Here is an 18,094-nt window from a genome sequence, read left to right as displayed (position 1 = left end):
CAGGTTTAGCAGTAGGTTTAACTGCTGTTTTAGTTGTAGTTTTTGCGACAGGTTTTGTCGCTGGTTTCACAGCTTTTTTAGTCGTTGTTGTTTTAGAAGGTGTTGTAGTACTTACACCTTTTACTTGTGTTGTTGGTTTGTTGACTGTTGTTTTAGGTGCAGTGTAGTTAGATAATTTAGCGATATCTACCCAACCAGATTTACCGTTTACAGTACCGTATACAAATTGAGTAGGGCTGACTTCTGTTTGTTTAGAAGCTTTAAATGCTTGTGCACCTGTACCTGAAACAGTTGCGACAGCTTGTTTATCAGTACCCCAAGGTGTGCTGTATAATTTAGTGCCTGATTGAACACCATAAGTTTTAGTATTAGTTGTAACAGGATGGCCGACTTTGTATGTGATGTCGCCAGTTTGTACCCAACCATAATTTGTACCTTTATTATAATCACTGATTAAGTAGAATGATTTGTCACCTAATAACGCTTTTTTAGTTAAGCGGTATGTTTGGTTATTTAAGTTTGAGTTTTGAACACCAGCTTTATCATAAACTGTTTTATATAAACCGTTGTTAGTGTTGTTGAGACGACCTAGTGAATCTACTGGAATTAATTTTAATTGAGATGTATTTGTGCTAGGTTTTGTTGTCGGTTTAGTTGTTGGCTGAGTAGGTTGAGTCGGTTGTGTTGTTGTATTTGATGCAGTACCCCAAGGTGCGACAACGCCTTCTTTGATTAAATATTTTTCATTGATTAAATCATAAAGCGCATCATAGTTATAGCCGCGTGATTGTAAGTAACCATGTGGATCGACATGGTCTGTACCACCTAAGAAGTTTGAAACTGCACGGTGAGTCCATACTGTACCACGACCATCATATTCAGCACTATCTGGTTTTAAACCATAATATTGTAAGTTTGTTGCTGCATAGTCAGCGATATTGTTCATTTGACGCGCAAATGAATCTTTATCATGTGTATGCACAAGTTCCATGTGAATGTAACGTTCGTTGGCTACTGGACCAGCACCCCATGCAAGGTAGTCTGTGTTCGCTGTTTCAACGATACGATTACCATCTACGAAACCATGAACAAAGGCATTTTGCCAGTTGTTTTTCATATAAGCAACTTCGTTATTCAATGTTGAATTTTCATTCGCTGTATCATGGATTACGATACCTTCAGGTTTACCATAACGATAATTATATTTAGGAATGTATGAAGAATAATCTTGCTCATACGTTGGTACTTTGTAATTTTGTTGACGAATGTAATCATTGATTGATGATTTCACTGTTGGTTTATATTTTGGTAGTGATGGTTTAGGTGCACTATAAGTTGTTTGTGCAGGTTGCGCAGAACGTGCTGCAGTTTGTGTTGGTTGTTGTACTGAACGGAAAGTCGTTACAGGTTCAGTTGAACGTGCTGCATATGTTGTTGCTTTAGGTTGCTCAACTTTTTGAGGTGTTGTTTGATTTACTGATGTTTGTGCTTCAGGTTGAGAAGCTTTGTTTTGTTCAGATACAACTTGTTTTTGAACAGCTTGTTGTGCTTCTTGAGTTTGTTGTTTATTTGCTTGTTCTTGTTGTTGAGCAGCTTGAGCTTGTTGTTCAGCTAATTTTTGTTGTTCTGTTACCTGCGCATTTTGAGCCTGTGCATTTGTTTGTTCTGTATCTTGTTGTGTAACATTAGCAGGTTGATCAGTTGTATTGTTTTGAGCATCTGCAGTTGGTTGTGCATTTGCTTCATTACTTGGTTCTGCTTGATTATTTAATTGATCAAGTTTAGAATCGTAACTCAAATTCTCATCATTTTCTTTTGGCTGTACTTGTGTAGGGTCTTTGTATTGTTGTGTACCAGCAATAGTTTTAGCTGTATCCTGAGTTGCTTGTTGATTTTGAGCCGTTTGATTACCTGTCGGCTGTTGATTCTGGTTTACATTGCTTGTAGTATTTGTAGGTTCTGAAGTTTCTGAATTACTTTGCGCATATGCTTGGTGCGTTGTAATAGCAGATCCTGCGATTGTTAATGCAATGATTGCTGGGGTTTTGTAATGAAACTTTTTAGACATAAAATGATACTCCTTTTAACAATATATTATTTTGAATATATTACAGTCTGTAGATAAACGTCTGGATTGGTAATTCTGAATTTCCTAGATGTTTGATTCTTAACGTCAGTGAAGTTCAAATCTGTGGGTGACGTTAGAAAATAGATGACTTGATGATGTTATTAACACATTGGTAGTTGTTGAAACGCATTATTAACATTTATCCAGGTCATATCATTTCTACACACAAAGCTACTAGCAGACTGAATGAATATGACACTATGTCAAAACTATGTAATATATCATTTTCATATATTATAATACGACTAAAGTAGGATAGAGAGGTTTTTAATCGATTTGTAATCAAACCTTAATGTGAGTGCTCAATTGTTTATAAAGTAAATAGTTACTAAAGGTTACATTAATATGGCTTTTAATCTATAAAAATTGTAAATTTCATAGAAATTATAACGCTTTCGACATTGTTATATGTTCAATATTTTCCTCTAGAAATACGTCGCCCTCGGCTTTATAACCCAGTGATTCATAAAAAGCTTGTGCTTGAATTTGACCATTTAAAACTGCTTTTGAAAATCCATCGTTTTTCGCAATTGTTTCAATATATTTCATTAAATCGCGACCAATCCCTTGTTTTCTGTAATCTTTCAAAACTGCAACGCGTTCCATTTTTGCAACACCATTGTAATCTCTGTAACGTGCAGTCGCAATAGGGCGTTGGTTATCATCATATCCGATAATATGTTTAGAGACATCTTCGAATTCATCCAATTCATTTTCTAAAGGTACATTTTGTTCATGCACAAAGACTTCGATTCTTACATCAAACACATCTTGCATTTCCTTTTTGCTTTTTGCGATTTTAAACATATTCATCATCCTCATATTTATTTTCTAGATACGATATAAGCGTACAAAAAAATCGTTACAGATGCATGCATTCATGCGCTGTAACGATTGATTAATTATTGGGCATATTTACGCACAATGGCTGTATATTGCCAGAATATACGCATTTGCGCAATATTCCAGTTATTCATACCCATTGTGAAACCTGATGGTTTAAAAATATTAACGTCAGTCACTTCAAGAGCTGCCGCAATTAAATATTGAATTGGAACACTGATGCTTTTCATGGTTTCAGTAATTCCATTTTGATCATAAACCCAAGAGAAGGGTAGTTCAGATTCGAATACGTCTACACGATCAAAGATTTCAGGCAGGGCAACGATATAACAAGCACCATCAATAAATGGATTTTCAACACTATCTTTATAGTAAAGCAGTAACGCTTCATAATTCTCTCTATGCGCATGGTTCACATAGAAGAATTCATTTCTGAAATGTGCCATATCTTTACTGTGGATGATTTGTTGCTCTAAAATACCGAACATTCCATTGATATTATTTAATTTCTCATAGGTTTTACGTGGCATACGTTATCGCTCCTCTTTCTAATAAAAGTCTTGACCAGAAGGCGCTTGTTGCTGCGCTGGGTTATTATTCATATTCGGATTTTGTTGATTACCTGGGTTCTGATTTTGATTAAAGCCGTTATTTGGATTTTGTTGGTTATTCCACTGTTCATTACCCGAATTATCGTATTGTTGATTATTATTTGATTGTTCATCTTGAGATTGGTCATCAGATTCTTCATCTTCAGTCGTATCTTTTTGATTTTCTCTTAGTAAACTGTCATCAATTGGTGTTAATGGTAGTAATTCACCATATTGTTTGATAACGCGTTCGTTTAAGAATTCATCTTTATCTTTGATTTTAGGTAGACCTAAATCCGAACGTAGTAAGTTCGCATATTTCTTGATGCTTTTGATATCCGGATTGTAATAATAGATACCATTAAGTAATTCATTATCACCTTCGATTTGGGCTGTTTTAATATCTAAATCAGCTGGAAGGTAAGTCGTAAGTAATTTTTGGATATCTTTGTTAGAAAGGTTATGTTTTGAGTTTTTACCTACAATTTTAATTAAGTTATCAAGTTTGTTAACTTTATCTAATTTTTGCGCTTTTGTTGCGAGGATTTTAATTAAATCCATTTGACGTTGTCCGCGTTTTAAATCGGAATCATGATATCTTGTTCTAGCTACAGCTAATGCTTGATCGCCATTTAATTTATGATAGCCTTTTTTGACTTTAATACGACCATCATCGCCTGTATTCGGCTCATTTAAATCGTATGGCACATCATAATAAATACCGCCAAGTTCATCAACAGCTTGTACGAAAGCGTCCATATCAATACGTACATAGTAATCGACTGGTACATTTAATGTAGCTTCTACTGCATCCATTGAAGCATTCGGTCCACCAAATGCATGCGCATGTGTGATTTTATCAAAGTAACCGACTTTAGGAATATAACTGATAGTGTCTCGTGGAATACTTAACATTCTGACCTGTTTCTTATCAGGATTGAATGTTGAAAGAATCATTGCGTCTGTGCGTGACTTCTCAGTGGCTTGACCGCCTTCTCGTCTGCCTTTGTTATCATCTATTCCTAAAAAAAGTATAGAAATCGGCTCCTTTGCAGGATTGACTTTACCATCACGTAAATTCGATACTCTATTGGAATTATCGCTGAACGATGAATCGATTGCGCTTCTAGAAGTTTTATATAACATCACTGCGAAAATAATAGGAATAATGACCAGGACGAGTGAAAGAAGTATTAAAAAATACTTGAAAATTTTATTCATTAGTCTTGCTCCCGGTTTCAATTTTAAGATGTAGCAATCCTATAAATAGGCAGCTAATGCACCGCTCATGGATTGCCGATAATTTTGCTCATTATAACCATATATTTTAATACTAATATGGCTAAATTACAAACTTTGTATCCCACTTATTATTTCACAAAACAGCAGATTACTAAAGATAAATCAGAAAAACTTCTAATAAATTACATCACTCGTTTGACTGTGCTGAATGATGATTAACGATTATTAAAGCAATCACTACAAATAAACCGCCGATTACTAAGCTGAAAGTAAATTTCTCATGTAACCAAATAATAGAGAAAATTGTTGAAGAAACTGGGACTAAAAATAAGAAGCTGCTTGCGACTGTAGCTCCACCGATACGAAGACTTAAAAACCACAAGCCGAACGATCCGATAGATGCTGGGATAATAAGCCATATTAAATTAAACCAGCCAAAAAAGCTTAAGTCGAAAATATGGTAATGTTCATTGGAAATAGCAGAAATAATCAACATGATAAACCCGCCGATAAATAGTTGCCAACCTGTGAGGACCCATGGCCCTTTATCGAAAGCAACCATTTTAGTGACTACTGTATTGACAGCCCAACATAAAGATCCTAAGAGTGCATAAAATGCACCGATACCTAAAGTTGATTTATCTAACCCTAAACAGATTACTACACCTGTAACACCTAGAAATAACGCTAATACTTTTAATTTTGTCAATTTATCATTTAATAGAAAATGGGCTAAAAAAGCTAACCATAAAGGGTTTGTAAATAAAATGATAGATGACATTGAAGATGACAATCCTTTAGCCATTGATAAATTTAAAAAGCCCATTGTACCAGCTGTTTGCAGTAAGCCGATAACAATGACAAGGATTGTTCCTTTAGTAATGTTTTGATTAGAAGCGGGCACGAGTGGGCGCCAACCGCGTAAAACAAGGGTAATTAACAACATAAGTAGACCTGCGATTAAAAAACGCCATCCGCCAATATAAAATGGAGGTGTACCATCAACGGATATTAAATATTTTCCTGTAGGAAACGAAGAACCCATAAAAATTGTTGTGAAAATTATACTGAAAAGAAACGTACGTTTAGAACTTAGCTTTTCCATGGTATATTTCCTCACTTTCATTTAAAAAAATCAGAAAAAATTATACAATAATTGTAAGCATAAATCTCTATTAGGGATATTGTTTATCTCTAATGTATAAATTAAAACTTTAAGGATGGTGTGTCAATATGAAATTATCATCAGGATGGGAACAATCTATCTATGTTTTACTTATATTAAATGAATTACCTGACGGAAAAAGTATCAATTCACTTGCTTTAAGCGAGCGATTAAATACTTCACATTCATATTTAAAGAAAATTATTAAGTTACTCGTAAATGAAGGACTGATTATTTCAACGCCAGGTAAAAATGGTGGGTTTTCATTAGAAAAACCTCTAGAAGAAATTACATTTTATGATGTGTTCATGGCAATAGAAGGCAGAGGAAAAATATTCGCGAGCCAACACTTGTTACGTAATTTTTTAGGTGAAAATGAAGGTGAAAAAGCACAAAAATGTGCGGTAACTGAATCATTAACAATTATTGAGGAAACTTTAATAAATACTTTAACTAGTATTACACTTGAAAATGTATCAAAAGATATAAAAAACCATTATGATTTAACAGAACTTCAGTCTTGGGTCAGTGAGAATATTTAGTCCAGAGATGTATGTCAATCTGAAAAACATAAGTTATAATAAAACTATTGAAGTGAAGTAATAATATCTATTATTGAGGGCTATTGACTTATAGTAGATTTAAATCATAGAGAGGAGCATAAGTAAGTATGAAATTGAATTGGGAAAACAAGATAGATGAAAGTTTAGTTTCAGCGTTTTATAAAGATCAAACTGAAAATATTAAAAATGAAGGATTTGAAGACACACTCGCTTTTGGTACAGCAGGTATCAGAGGGTTAATCGGTTTAGGACCTGGCCGTTTAAATGCCTTTACAGTGCGTAAAGTTGCGGTAGGTTTAGCTAAATATTTAAGTGAACACAAACCTGAATCATTAGTCGTGATTCATTTTGATACACGTTTCTTATCAGAAGAATTCGCACATGAAATCGCAGCAGTACTAGCACAATATGAAGTGAAAGCTGTAGTAGGCAAACGTTATAATTCTACACCTGAATTATCATTTGCGGTACGTTATTTAGAAGCAGACGCTGGTGTTATGATTACAGCGAGTCATAATCCTAAAGAATATAATGGAATTAAAATTTATGGTGCAGACGGCGGTCAATTATTGCCTCAACCTTCTGAGATGTTGAGTAGTTATATTAATCAAATTGAAGATCCATTAGACATTGAAGGCGGAAATTTTGAAGAAGGACTAAACAATGGCTTCATTACATACTTATCAGAGGATGTTACAGAAGCTTATAAAGCAGAAGTAATTAAATTAGTTGATTCAATTCCAACGCAGACTGAAAAAATTGCGTTAACAAGTTTACATGGTACAAGTCTACCGATTCTATCCGAAATCTTTGAAAAATTAAATTACAGCAATTATGTCATCGAAAAAGAACAATCACAACCTGACGGCAGCTTCCCGACAGTTGCTTATGCGAACCCAGAAGAAGAACAAGCCTTTACGTATAGTTTACGCTTAGCGGATCAAGAAGATGCCCAATTGATTTTAGCAACGGATCCTGATGCTGACCGCTTCGGCATGATCGAACGCTACAAAGATGGTACACACCGTTACTTCAACGGTAATGAAATCGGCTTAATCTTATTAAAATTACGTTATGACCAATTAAAAGCAGAAGGTACAAACCAACCGTTATACATGGTGAAATCTATCGTCAGCAGTGCAGCCAGTGATCGCTTAGCACAAGCATTAGATTTAGAAAGTAATACAGTTTTAACAGGATTCAAATTTATTTCTGAAATTCTTCAAAACAAACAAGATACTGATGAACAATTGGTATTAGGTTATGAAGAAAGCCATGGTTATCTAGCAGCACCATTCTCAAGAGACAAAGATGCGATTCAAATGATTCCATTAGTGGTTAAATACAAAAATGAATTAGCCCAACAAGGTAAAACGTTTAAAGGTGTCTTAGATGAAGTTTTTGCTTTGACAGGTATCTTCAAAGACAAAACGATTTCACCTAAATTTGAAGGTGCTTCAGGCAGACAAAAAATAAATGATTTACTTGAAAGTTTCAGAAAAGAACAACCAGATACATTACTTGGGTTAAAAGTGAAACAAATTGAAGATTATCAAACGAAGACCATTACAGACTTAGTCAATCATCAAACAGTGGAAACAACATTACCACAAAGCAACTTAATCCGCTTCATTTTAGATGAAGGCTTTATCGCGTTAAGACCTTCAGGTACAGAACCTAAAATCAAAGTGTACTTCTCATTGAATGTTGAAGATTTAGAAGCTGTTGTTACACAATTTGAACAAACGTATTTGGATTAATAAAAATGAATTAAACTAACAAGGAAGACATATCGATAAAAGAGGAAATGAATGAATAGAAGAATAAAGAACGGCATTATCTTTGTCGTTGTAGTTACGTTGTTGGTTGGTGTATTTTCGATTTATTTAAATTGGAAACATCATCAAAGCTATAGTCAGCATCAACTACCGAAAATAAGTGGAAACGCACAGTCAAAAGAAAAAGCAAATTACTATACTGTAATGAAAGATAATGCAGTAGACCCTAAAATTGATGCATATTTAAAAGGAAAAGGTTTTAACGGTACAATTACGATTTTTCATAAGGGTCAGTTAATTATGGACAAAGCGTATGGCTATCAAAATTTTGAAGAGAATAAGAAAAATACACCGAACTCTATGTATTTGATCGGTTCTTCTCAAAAGTTCACAACAGGCTTATTATTGAAACAATTAGAAAGTGAAGGCAAAATAAATATTAATGATCGATTGGATAAATATTTGCCGTGGTTTAAAACAGAGCAACCCCTTTATTTGAAGGATTTAATGCTGCATCGAAGCGGTTTAAAGAAATTTACTGGCAGCAATACAGCACACAGTAATGAAGATGTTGCGAGAGAGTTACAACGTGCAGGCATTCAACCGGGTAAATATCATAAACATCAATATAATGATGGGAACTACATTATATTGTCTGATGTTATCCAAAAAGTGACACACAAGTCATTTGATCAATACTTTGATGAAAAATTAAAAAATCCGAACCAATTATATAGAACAGCTTTCTATAATGAAACACAATATCAACCGTTTATGGCACAAGGTTACAATGCTGAAAAACAACCGATGACTTTAAAATTTATGGACCATTACTACGGTGCAGGTAATTTGTTTATGTCAACGAGAGATATGGCAAAGCTGATCGCAAACTTGCAAGAAAATAAAATCTTATCTCCAAAAGATACGGAAGGGTTATTATACGAATTACACACACCAACTTACAATGAACCTTATCGTTACGGCTTTTATAGTTATGATAATGGTAATCGTGTTAATGGTATGTTTTTCGGTCATCAAATGACCAGCTATTTTAACAAAGATTATATCGTGGTAATGGGAACGAACTATCAATATCCGAAATACGTTAATGAACACTATATGAAAGATATTTTTGTGAAACAATTACATCAGCCAGATCCAACTAAAAAAAGCGGAGTCATTTGATTTAAACCGTTTTTTAATATCAAAACAAAAACGATATCAAATCAACTAACGTATCATTTCAAGACGTGACATCAAGTGAAGAGGACAACAATGAAGAGAAAACTAATAAAGATAATGATATTTATACTAATGGTTGCACTTATAGCCGGTGTGATAACCTATTTATTAAATTGGAAACATTTTCAACAATACAGACATCATCATAACCTTTTGAAAACTAAAGAAAATCATCCATCAGTTCAAGTTGGAAGTTATAAAACTGTAATGAATGAAAAGAATGTGCGCTATACAGCCATTGATGAATATTTGAAAAAACAAAAGTTCAATGGTGATATTGCGATATATTACCAAGGTAAACTCGTGATGGATAAAGGATATGGTTATCAAGACTTTATCAATCGTAAAAAGACGAATCCTAATTCAATGTATTTGATTGGGTCAGCGCAAAAGTTTATGACAGGTATGATGCTTAAAAAGTTAGAAACAGAAGGTAAACTCAACATCAACGATGAAGTGACAAAATATCTACCTTGGTTTCAAACCAATGAACCTTTGATTCTGCGTGATTTTATGCTGCATCAAAGCGGTATACAAATGTTTCGCCCGAAAACGAATATCCATAGTATAGATGGAGCAGTTCATATGTTGCAGGAACAAGGGTTGCAGCCGGATATGTTTAGAAAGCATCAATATAATGATGCGAATTATATTGTGTTAGCGCGGGTGATTGAAGCGGTTACTAAGATGTCATATGCAGATTATTTCAATCAAAACTTTGTGCAACCATATGAATTGAACCAAACAGCCTTTTACAATAACACTGCTTATAAACCTTATATGGCTAAAGGCTATAATGAATTAAAAATACCAGAGTTTCCTGCATACATGGATCAATATTATGGGGCAGGTAATTTGTATATGGCACCTAGAGACATGGGGAAATTTGTCTTAGCATTACAAAATCAGAAGATGTTTAATGCTCATACTACAAATCAACTCTTACATGAATTGAACACCAAAGAGTTTCCACATGCATATCGTTATGGTTTTTACAGTTTTGGTCAGAGTGCGCGCGCGAATGGTATCTTTTATGGGCAACAATTTACTTGCTACTTCAATAAGGATTATATATTAGTGATGGGCACTAACTATCAAAAACCAGTTGGTAAGAATGAAACATTAATGAAAAAGATTTTTATGGATTATCTGAAACAACCAGATCCTACTAAAAAAGCAAAACAGTAAAATAAAAAAGTGAAGTAATAGACTGTTTCATCTACAGTGATATGTAGAGCGAGACAGTCTATTTTGTTTGGAAACAATTTCTCAAATAAAGAGAAAACAATATATTTAAATGTATAATAACACAAAATATTGGGAATAATTTAAATAATTCATGGCGTAACGGGTATATAAATACAAGGAGGAATCGATATGCAGAAAAAAATGCTTTCTTTATTAGTCGCTTCCGGAATAGTCCTTGCTGCATGTGGACAAGGCGGATCAAGCGATGAAAACAAAAATGATTCAGAACAAAAAGCCAATACAGAACAAAAACAAAAAGGTGATACTTCTGGTACAAGCGAGACTGGTAAAAACAGTAACGTTATTAAACTAGGAGATATTAAAACTCAACCTGAAGATGCAGTAAAAACTGCTAAGAAAGAATATGATGGTGAATTAAAAGAAATCTCATTTGAAAAAGAACAAGGCAAATGGGCATATAAAATCGATTTACAAAAACAAGGTGAAGAAGGAGAAGTTATCATCAACAGTAAAGATGGCAAAGTCATGAATAAATCAACTGAAAAAGAAGATGATTATGACAAAGCAAAATCATTCAAATATGAAGACTTCAAACCTTATGATGAAATCATCAAAAAAGCGAAAGACAACTTCAATGGTGATATCCATGAATGGTCATTATCAAGAGATAGTGACGAAGGTAAATTCGTTTACGATGTAGACTTACAAAAAGGCAACTCTAAACAAGAGTTCAGCTTAGATGCGAAAACAGCTAAAATTTTAAAAAATGAAAAAGATGACTAATCTTTAAATACGAAATGGACTACTTAGGTTAATGCCTAGGTAGTCTTTTTTTACGTCAAAATGAAAGGGAATTCATTCAAATCTTTAAAGCGCTGTCAATTTTATGTAGATTATGTAACTTATTTGTCATAAATCGCTTGAAACAACTATAATTTTTAAAATTTGAATTGACTAGTACGAGTTAAAAAGTTACATTATTATTGTGAACAAAAACGAACAATAACGAACATAAAAAGCTGCGATAATTTTTTATATGTTCATGTTGTATCGTTGGCGTTGATAATTGTAAATTACACATTTTAATTCAACCTAAGGGGGAAACACCATGAGCAACAAAGAAGAAAACATGATGATTGGTTTCACAATCGTTGCGATTGCAGGTGATGCACGTCGAGAAGTAATGGCAGCTTTAGCCGCTGCTAAAGAAAACGATTTTGAACAAGCACGTCAACACATTGTTGAAGCCAACAACTTTATCACAGAAGCACATAAGGAACAAACGCAAATGTTAGCGAAAGAAGCAGCAGGAGAAGCATCTGATATTAGTTTTATCATGGTTCACGGTCAAGACCATTTGATGACTACAATGGCTTTGAGAGACGCAGCAAACTACATGATTGACTTATATGAACAACTCCGTGATTTAAAACACTAATAAGCAGGTGACAGCATGAATAAAATTATTAAAATGATTGAAAAAATGAAACCTTTCTTTGAAAAGATTGCATCTAACCCGTATTTAACTGCAATCCGTGATGGTTTCGTAGCTTTAATGCCAGTCGTTTTATTCTCATCTTTATTTATCTTGGTAGCTTATGTACCAAACGTATGGGGATTCCACTGGCCTAAAAATATTGAAGACATCATCATGAAAGTTTATAACTTCACGATGGGTATGTTAGCCGTCTTCATGGCAGGTACTGTAACTAAATCACTTACCGACAACAGAAACTTGAAATTACCTAAAACGAACCAAATCAACGTAATTTCAACTTTCGTAGCTGCTGAAGCTTCGTTATTAATCTTAGCAGTTAAACCAATCAAAGATGGTATCAGCATTGAATTATTAGGTACTAAAGGATTAATCGCAGCATTCTTAGTCGCATTCATCGTGCCGAACATCTATAAATTCTGTATTGGTAGAAACATCACAGGTGCTTTCCCTCCTGATGAACAGTACAACACTTTAAAATGTTTACAAGCACAACATAACCAAATCGCTGCTTACAAACATGATATCTTTATGAATGGTTTCATGTTAGACGGAACATTCCTAGGTTACTATACTCCAGCTAAATTAACTGTAGTAAGAGAAATCTTAGGTGAAGAATTCGAACAATTAGATATTCGCGAAGAAGAACTAGAAGAAATCCGTAAAGCTGCACCACAACTTGACTTCTTAGGTATTAACTATTACCAAAGTAACTGGATCAAATACCATAATGAAGAAAGCTATATTCACCATAATGGTACAGGCGATAAAGGAACTTCTGTCTTCCGTGTTAAAGGTATCGGAGAAGTTGTTAAAAATGAAGCAATCCCTACAAATGACTGGGATTGGTACATTTATCCAGAAGGTCTATATGACATGATGGAACGTATTAAAAACGACTATCCTAACTACAAAAAAATCTATGTTACTGAAAACGGCCTAGGCTACAAAGATGTACTTGAAGATAACGGTGAAGTACATGATGACGAACGTATTGACTATGTAAGACAACATATTGAAGCAATCGAACGTGCATACGCAGACGGTATCAACGTTAAAGGTTACTTCATCTGGTCACTACAAGATATGTTCAGCTGGTCAAACGGCTACAATAAACGTTATGGTTTATTCTATATCGATTTCGAAACTCAAAAACGTTATGTTAAAGACAGTGCGAAATGGTATAAACAATTATCAGACGACATTTATGGAAAGTAAATAAGTAAGGCAAAACCCCTCAGAAAATTCTGAGGGGTTTTGTTATATAAGTTGGTATAGAATATATGTTTGAAAGTTATTGCTTCGTATCTTTAAACTGCAGAATACGTTGACCAATTTGGTCTCTGACCTGTTGGAAAACAGACCAATCTTTGCCGGCAGGATCTTCAAAGCCCCAATGTACTTTTTTAACATGATTAGGGACGACAGGGCAATGTGCTTCCGCATGATCGCATAACGTCACAACGAGTTTGGCTTTGTTTAATAAATCAATATCGATTTTATCAGAGGTTTGATCGCTGATATCAATGTTAACTTCTTGCATCGCTTTAACCGCAAGAGGATTCACACCATGTGCTTCAATCCCCCCAGACATAACAGTCCAGTCGTCTCCAAGTATCACTTTTCCGAAACCTTCTGCCATTTGGCTGCGACATGCATTGCCTGTACAAATAAAGTAAATAATAGGTTTATCCATATGTGTTCCTCTTTTCTAATTAAGTAGTAGTGAGAGATATAGACCGATAAGTGTGATGAATAGGACAGGTAATGTCACAATCACACCTGTTTTAAAGTAAACACCCCATGAGATTTTGACGCCTTTTTGGGCTAGAACATGTAACCAAAGTAATGTTGCGAGCGAACCGATAGGGGTCATTTTCGGCCCTAAATCAGAACCGATCACATTCGCATAAATTAAACCTTCTTTGATGATACCTGAGGCATGTGCTTGATTAATCGCAATCGCATCAATCATGACAGTTGGCATATTGTTCATAATTGCGGATAAGACAGCTGATAAGAAGCCCATGCCCATAATACCACTCAATAAACCATGTTGTGAGAAGTTATCTATGATGTTTCCTAACAACGCAGTAATGCCTACATTTTTAAGTCCGAAGACAACTAAATACATACCAAGTGAAAATAAGACAATGTTCCAAGGTGCGCCTTTAATAACTTGTTTTGTGTGTACAGCTTTAGAGCCTTTTGCGAGTACTAAGAAAGCTAACGCAACTACGCCTGCGATGAATGATACAGGAATATTTAATGACTCGCTGATGACATAACCTATGAGTAATACTAAAAGCACAATCCAAGCTATTTTAAATAACTTATCATCTTTAATCGCACTACGGGGTGACTTGAGTGTTGTATCATCGAAATGTGTTGGGATGGCTTTCTTAAAATATAGATAAAGCACGATAATACTGGCTACAAGCGCAAAAAGGTTAGGAAGCATCATATGTTTCATATACTCAACAAAACCAATATTAAAGTAGTCAGCAGAGACAATATTGACTAGGTTGCTAACGACCAACGGTAGGGAAGTCGCATCCGCAATAAAACCACTTGCGATAATGAACGGAAAAATTACACGTTGATTAAAGTTCAAATGTCGCACCATCGCAAGAACGATAGGCGTTAATATTAATGCTGCACCATCATTGGCAAAAAGTGCCGCAACCACAGCACCTAATAACATGATATAAACAAACATCTTAATCCCGTTACCTTGTGATGCTTTTACCATGTGTAAAGCTGCCCATTCAAAGAAACCAATCTCATCTAAGATTAAAGAAATGATGATTAATGCGATGAATGTGAGTGTCGCATTCCATACAATCTGTGTCACTTCACCGACATCGCTTAATGTGACAACACCAGTGATCAAGGCAAGCACAGCACCTACAAGCGCTGTAATACCAATATCCAGCCCTTTAGGCTGCCATATCACAAAGATTAAGGTAAGTATAAAAATCGTAATGGCTAGAAAAGTCAAAGTCGTTCTACTCCTTTATGAATGTTGTGACATGCACAACTAGGTTGAGATGTACCTATATCATGGAGTTGATCTAAGAGGGAAGTATAGGTTTCTGTATTCAAATGATAGTAATGTTTATTACCATCTTTGCGTTTATTAACTAAATGATTATCCATTAAAGCTTTCATATGATGACTTAAGGTAGGTTGTGTCACTTGAAAGTAGGTCAATAAATCATTAGCACATAATTCACCACAAGACAGTAAATTGAGTATTTCTAAGCGAATAGGGCTCGATATCGCTTTTAAGTATGTAGATAATGTTTGATAGTCCATTAAATCATCCTTTCTTTAATAGAGTATCAACTATATAGATAACTGTCTATATAGAAAACATAAAAAAACCTAGCAACCAAAAGTTGCTAGGCAAGATAGTGATTCGATTTATTATTTAACTGGGTTAGCAGTTTCATCTAATACTTTGTTTAAGCTTTCGATGTTTGCTTTACCTTCAGTACGGAACCATTCTACAACAGCGTCTTCGCCTTCTGAGAAGTGATCAGTAGCACCTCTCCATGTAGCACGGCCACATAATACACCATTGAATGTAGAACCAGATTCTTTAGCGAAGTATAAAGTTTTTTGGAATAAGTCTGCAGATACACCTGCGCTTAAGTAGATGTAAGGTAAGTTAGTTGAAGCAGCTTGTTCTTTGAATGCTTGAGCAGCTTCTTCTTTAGTGAATAATGCTTTTTCACCGAAACCTTCAACATAGTTCATGTTTACAGGAACTTCTACTTTTAATACGTCTACGTTGAAACGAGGTTCAGAGTATTTTTTCATTGCTTCGTTTACTTTGTGTGCTTTTACTTTCGCATATTCTTCAGAACCGCTGTCTGCGTTGTTAGCGTCATAAGAAACGATTTCTAAGAATAATGGTAAACCTTCAGCTATACATTCAGCACCAACACGTTCAACGAAAGCTTCTTTTTGATCGTTGATTGCTTTGTCTTCGTCGATGTCAACATAAACTAATAATTTAACCGCATCTGCGCCAGCTTCTTTTAAACGTTTAACAGACCATACATTTAATAAGTCAGGTAAACGTCCTGGTTCTGAAGCATCGTAACCAGTTTTTTCATAAGCTAATAATAAACCAGCATTTTTAGCACGAACTTTAGTTGCTGGAAGACCATATTCAGGGTCTAATAAGATACTTGAAGCGTATGGTGTTAACTCTTCAGATACATGTACTTTGAATTGTTCTAAATCTTCTGTTTTAGCATCTTCACCTAATAAGCGTTTTAAAGCGCCACGTTGGTCGATTGCTAATGCAGCGATGTAGTTTTTGTCGTTTAATAAAGGTTTAATTGATTTTGTCATGATGAATGCTCCACCTTTTCAATAGTTATTTGATTACTGAATTTCTCAAAGTTATTTAAGTCAATGTGGCCAGTTCGTGCTTCTAATGCATTGGAAATACCAGCAGCCATAGCGTATGTTGCTGATTCTTGGATAGAAGCGTCTTTAGAGATGCCATAGCTGAAACCAGCTAAACTGCTATCTCCAGAACCTACTGGGTTAATCGCAACGACTTTAGGAATATCAACGTTATAGACTTGTGCTTCATGACGTAGTAATGCACCATTTTTACCTAAAGATAATAAGATATATGGAATATGCGCTAAGCTTTCGTCTAATAATTGATTGGCTAAGTCGATGTTGTCTGAATTAGTAATTGCTTTGATCTCTTCATCGTTTGGTTTGATCAAGAGAGGAGGGCAATGTTTTGAATGATTAACAGTATAGTTTAATACTTGTCCTGAAGTATCTAAACAAACTGGTACATTCTGTTCATTTGCGACTTCTAACAATTTGACGTAATAGTCTTCAGGGAAGCCTTTAGGTAAGCTGCCTGAAATCGTAATTAAGTCAAAGTTAGAGATAATCGAATTGAAGTGTTCTAAGAAGCGGATTTGAATTTCTTCTGGTTGCAATGCACCGCTTTCTAGAATTTCAGTTTGACTATTTTCGCTTGTAACGGCGATACATAAACGAGTTGAAGCTGGAGAAACAGTGAAATCATGTTGGATTTTTGTTTCATCTAAGTTGTTAGTTAACCACTCGCCGAATTTACCGCCGATAATTCCTGTACATGTAACATCAATTCCTAGTTCACTCGCAACACGTGCTACGTTGATGCCTTTACCACCAGCTGATTTGTAATCTTCGGTTGCACGTTGAACTGAATTGATTTCGAAGTGTTCTAATGGGTAATTGATATCAATTGCAGGATTTAATGTAACGGTTAATAGTTTGAATGTCATTAGTCGTGATATTCTCCGTTATTCCATTTAGTTAAGAAATCATCGAACATATCTGGAGTGTAATGAACATCTTCAGGTTTTAAAGTTTCATCCATTGCTTTGATGATCGCTTCTTTTTCTGGAGTTGGTTCATATTCTGTTTCTGCAAATGTATCAACGATGTTTTTGATTAAGTCAACACCTGTAACCATACCGCCAGCTGCGATGACATTACAGTTGTATTCGCTTCTTGCTAAACGTGCACTTGTTGCATCACGAACTAATGCAACACGAGTTCCAGGTACTTTAGTTGCACTTGCACTGATACCTACACCAGTACCACATAATGCAACACCAAAGTCTACTTCACCTGTAGCAACTAAATGACCGATACGTGTACCGTAGATAGGGTAGTGTGTACGTACATAGTCATAAGTACCGACATCAATAACTTCATGTCCGTTATTTTTTAAATAAGTAGCAACTTCTGCTTTAATATTTGTAACAATATGGTCACAACCAATAGCAATTTTCATAATTTAATATCCTCC

At 34.9% G+C, this 18,094-nt stretch carries 18 protein-coding genes; 7 read left to right on the top strand and 11 right to left on the bottom strand.

Going from position 1 to position 18,094, the window contains the following annotated elements:
* From HMPREF2603_RS13620 to HMPREF2603_RS06225, 5 genes are all read right to left on the bottom strand, one after another.
* A partial coding sequence (locus HMPREF2603_RS13620; RefSeq protein WP_398575017.1) for a peptidoglycan recognition protein family protein occupies positions 1-2,068 on the bottom strand: 2,068 nt, incomplete at its 3' end.
* Between the two features lie 444 nt (positions 2,069-2,512).
* Positions 2,513-2,935: a GNAT family N-acetyltransferase gene (locus HMPREF2603_RS06240; protein WP_023015848.1), complete on the bottom strand. Its 423-nt coding sequence runs from the start codon at positions 2,933-2,935 to the stop codon at positions 2,513-2,515.
* A gap of 95 nt (positions 2,936-3,030) precedes the next feature.
* Positions 3,031-3,501 carry a DUF2538 family protein gene (locus HMPREF2603_RS06235; protein WP_002480465.1) on the bottom strand — a complete coding sequence of 157 codons (471 nt, stop codon included), beginning with the start codon at positions 3,499-3,501 and terminating at the stop codon, positions 3,031-3,033.
* Between the two features lie 18 nt (positions 3,502-3,519).
* Positions 3,520-4,782 carry an LCP family protein gene (locus HMPREF2603_RS06230; RefSeq protein ID WP_060803881.1) on the bottom strand — a complete coding sequence of 421 codons (1,263 nt, stop codon included), beginning with the start codon at positions 4,780-4,782 and terminating at the stop codon, positions 3,520-3,522.
* 208 nt (positions 4,783-4,990) lie between these two features.
* Positions 4,991-5,908: a DMT family transporter gene (locus HMPREF2603_RS06225; RefSeq protein ID WP_060803882.1), complete on the bottom strand. Its 918-nt coding sequence runs from the start codon at positions 5,906-5,908 to the stop codon at positions 4,991-4,993.
* A gap of 128 nt (positions 5,909-6,036) precedes the next feature.
* Between HMPREF2603_RS06225 and HMPREF2603_RS06220 the strand changes: the two genes are divergently transcribed.
* From HMPREF2603_RS06220 to HMPREF2603_RS13615, 7 genes are all read left to right on the top strand, one after another.
* Positions 6,037-6,510 carry an RrF2 family transcriptional regulator gene (locus tag HMPREF2603_RS06220; protein WP_002480468.1) on the top strand — a complete coding sequence of 158 codons (474 nt, stop codon included), beginning with the start codon at positions 6,037-6,039 and terminating at the stop codon, positions 6,508-6,510.
* A gap of 128 nt (positions 6,511-6,638) precedes the next feature.
* Positions 6,639-8,291: a phospho-sugar mutase gene (locus tag HMPREF2603_RS06215; RefSeq protein WP_060803883.1), complete on the top strand. Its 1,653-nt coding sequence runs from the start codon at positions 6,639-6,641 to the stop codon at positions 8,289-8,291.
* A 51-nt stretch (positions 8,292-8,342) separates the two neighbouring features.
* On the top strand, positions 8,343-9,494 hold the full coding sequence (locus tag HMPREF2603_RS06210; protein ID WP_060803884.1) for a serine hydrolase domain-containing protein: 1,152 nt from the start codon (positions 8,343-8,345) through the stop codon (positions 9,492-9,494).
* A 210-nt stretch (positions 9,495-9,704) separates the two neighbouring features.
* Positions 9,705-10,739, top strand: a complete 1,035-nt coding sequence (locus HMPREF2603_RS06205) for a serine hydrolase domain-containing protein (protein WP_261676370.1) — start codon at positions 9,705-9,707, stop codon at positions 10,737-10,739.
* A 189-nt stretch (positions 10,740-10,928) separates the two neighbouring features.
* Positions 10,929-11,543, top strand: a complete 615-nt coding sequence (locus tag HMPREF2603_RS06200; RefSeq protein ID WP_060803886.1) for a PepSY domain-containing protein — start codon at positions 10,929-10,931, stop codon at positions 11,541-11,543.
* A 325-nt stretch (positions 11,544-11,868) separates the two neighbouring features.
* Positions 11,869-12,198, top strand: a complete 330-nt coding sequence (locus tag HMPREF2603_RS06195; RefSeq protein ID WP_002480473.1) for a PTS lactose/cellobiose transporter subunit IIA — start codon at positions 11,869-11,871, stop codon at positions 12,196-12,198.
* A gap of 15 nt (positions 12,199-12,213) precedes the next feature.
* The gene (locus HMPREF2603_RS13615) at positions 12,214-13,473 is read left to right on the top strand and encodes a family 1 glycosylhydrolase (RefSeq protein ID WP_231724095.1); all 1,260 of its coding nucleotides are present in this window, start codon (positions 12,214-12,216) and stop codon (positions 13,471-13,473) included.
* 76 nt (positions 13,474-13,549) lie between these two features.
* Here the strand turns inward: HMPREF2603_RS13615 and arsC are convergent, their stop codons facing one another.
* From arsC to lacB, 6 genes are all read right to left on the bottom strand, one after another.
* A complete protein-coding gene (gene arsC, locus HMPREF2603_RS06185) occupies positions 13,550-13,951 on the bottom strand; it encodes an arsenate reductase (thioredoxin) (RefSeq protein ID WP_002480476.1) in 402 nt (133 codons plus the stop codon).
* 15 nt (positions 13,952-13,966) lie between these two features.
* Positions 13,967-15,256, bottom strand: a complete 1,290-nt coding sequence (gene arsB / locus HMPREF2603_RS06180; protein ID WP_060803887.1) for an arsenite efflux transporter membrane subunit ArsB — start codon at positions 15,254-15,256, stop codon at positions 13,967-13,969.
* Complete coding sequence (locus tag HMPREF2603_RS06175) at positions 15,253-15,573, bottom strand: ArsR/SmtB family transcription factor (protein WP_060803888.1); 321 nt, start codon at positions 15,571-15,573, stop codon at positions 15,253-15,255. The genes arsB and HMPREF2603_RS06175 overlap by 4 nt, the downstream gene beginning before the upstream one ends.
* Positions 15,574-15,684: 111 nt before the next feature.
* Positions 15,685-16,620, bottom strand: coding sequence for a tagatose-bisphosphate aldolase (gene lacD / locus HMPREF2603_RS06170; RefSeq protein ID WP_060803889.1), 936 nt, complete (start codon positions 16,618-16,620; stop codon positions 15,685-15,687).
* Positions 16,617-17,564 carry a 1-phosphofructokinase family hexose kinase gene (locus tag HMPREF2603_RS06165; RefSeq protein WP_002480480.1) on the bottom strand — a complete coding sequence of 316 codons (948 nt, stop codon included), beginning with the start codon at positions 17,562-17,564 and terminating at the stop codon, positions 16,617-16,619. The genes lacD and HMPREF2603_RS06165 overlap by 4 nt, the downstream gene beginning before the upstream one ends.
* A complete protein-coding gene (lacB, locus tag HMPREF2603_RS06160) occupies positions 17,564-18,079 on the bottom strand; it encodes a galactose-6-phosphate isomerase subunit LacB (protein WP_002480481.1) in 516 nt (171 codons plus the stop codon). The genes HMPREF2603_RS06165 and lacB overlap by 1 nt, the downstream gene beginning before the upstream one ends.
* Between the last annotated feature and the right edge of the window lie 15 nt (positions 18,080-18,094).

Origin of the sequence: Staphylococcus sp. HMSC055C03, from assembly GCF_001809385.1 — a bacterium.
GTDB lineage: Bacteria > Bacillota > Bacilli > Staphylococcales > Staphylococcaceae > Staphylococcus > Staphylococcus simulans.
The sequence above is the reverse complement of the archived record's forward strand: the minus strand, read 5'-3'. Positions and strand labels throughout refer to the sequence as shown.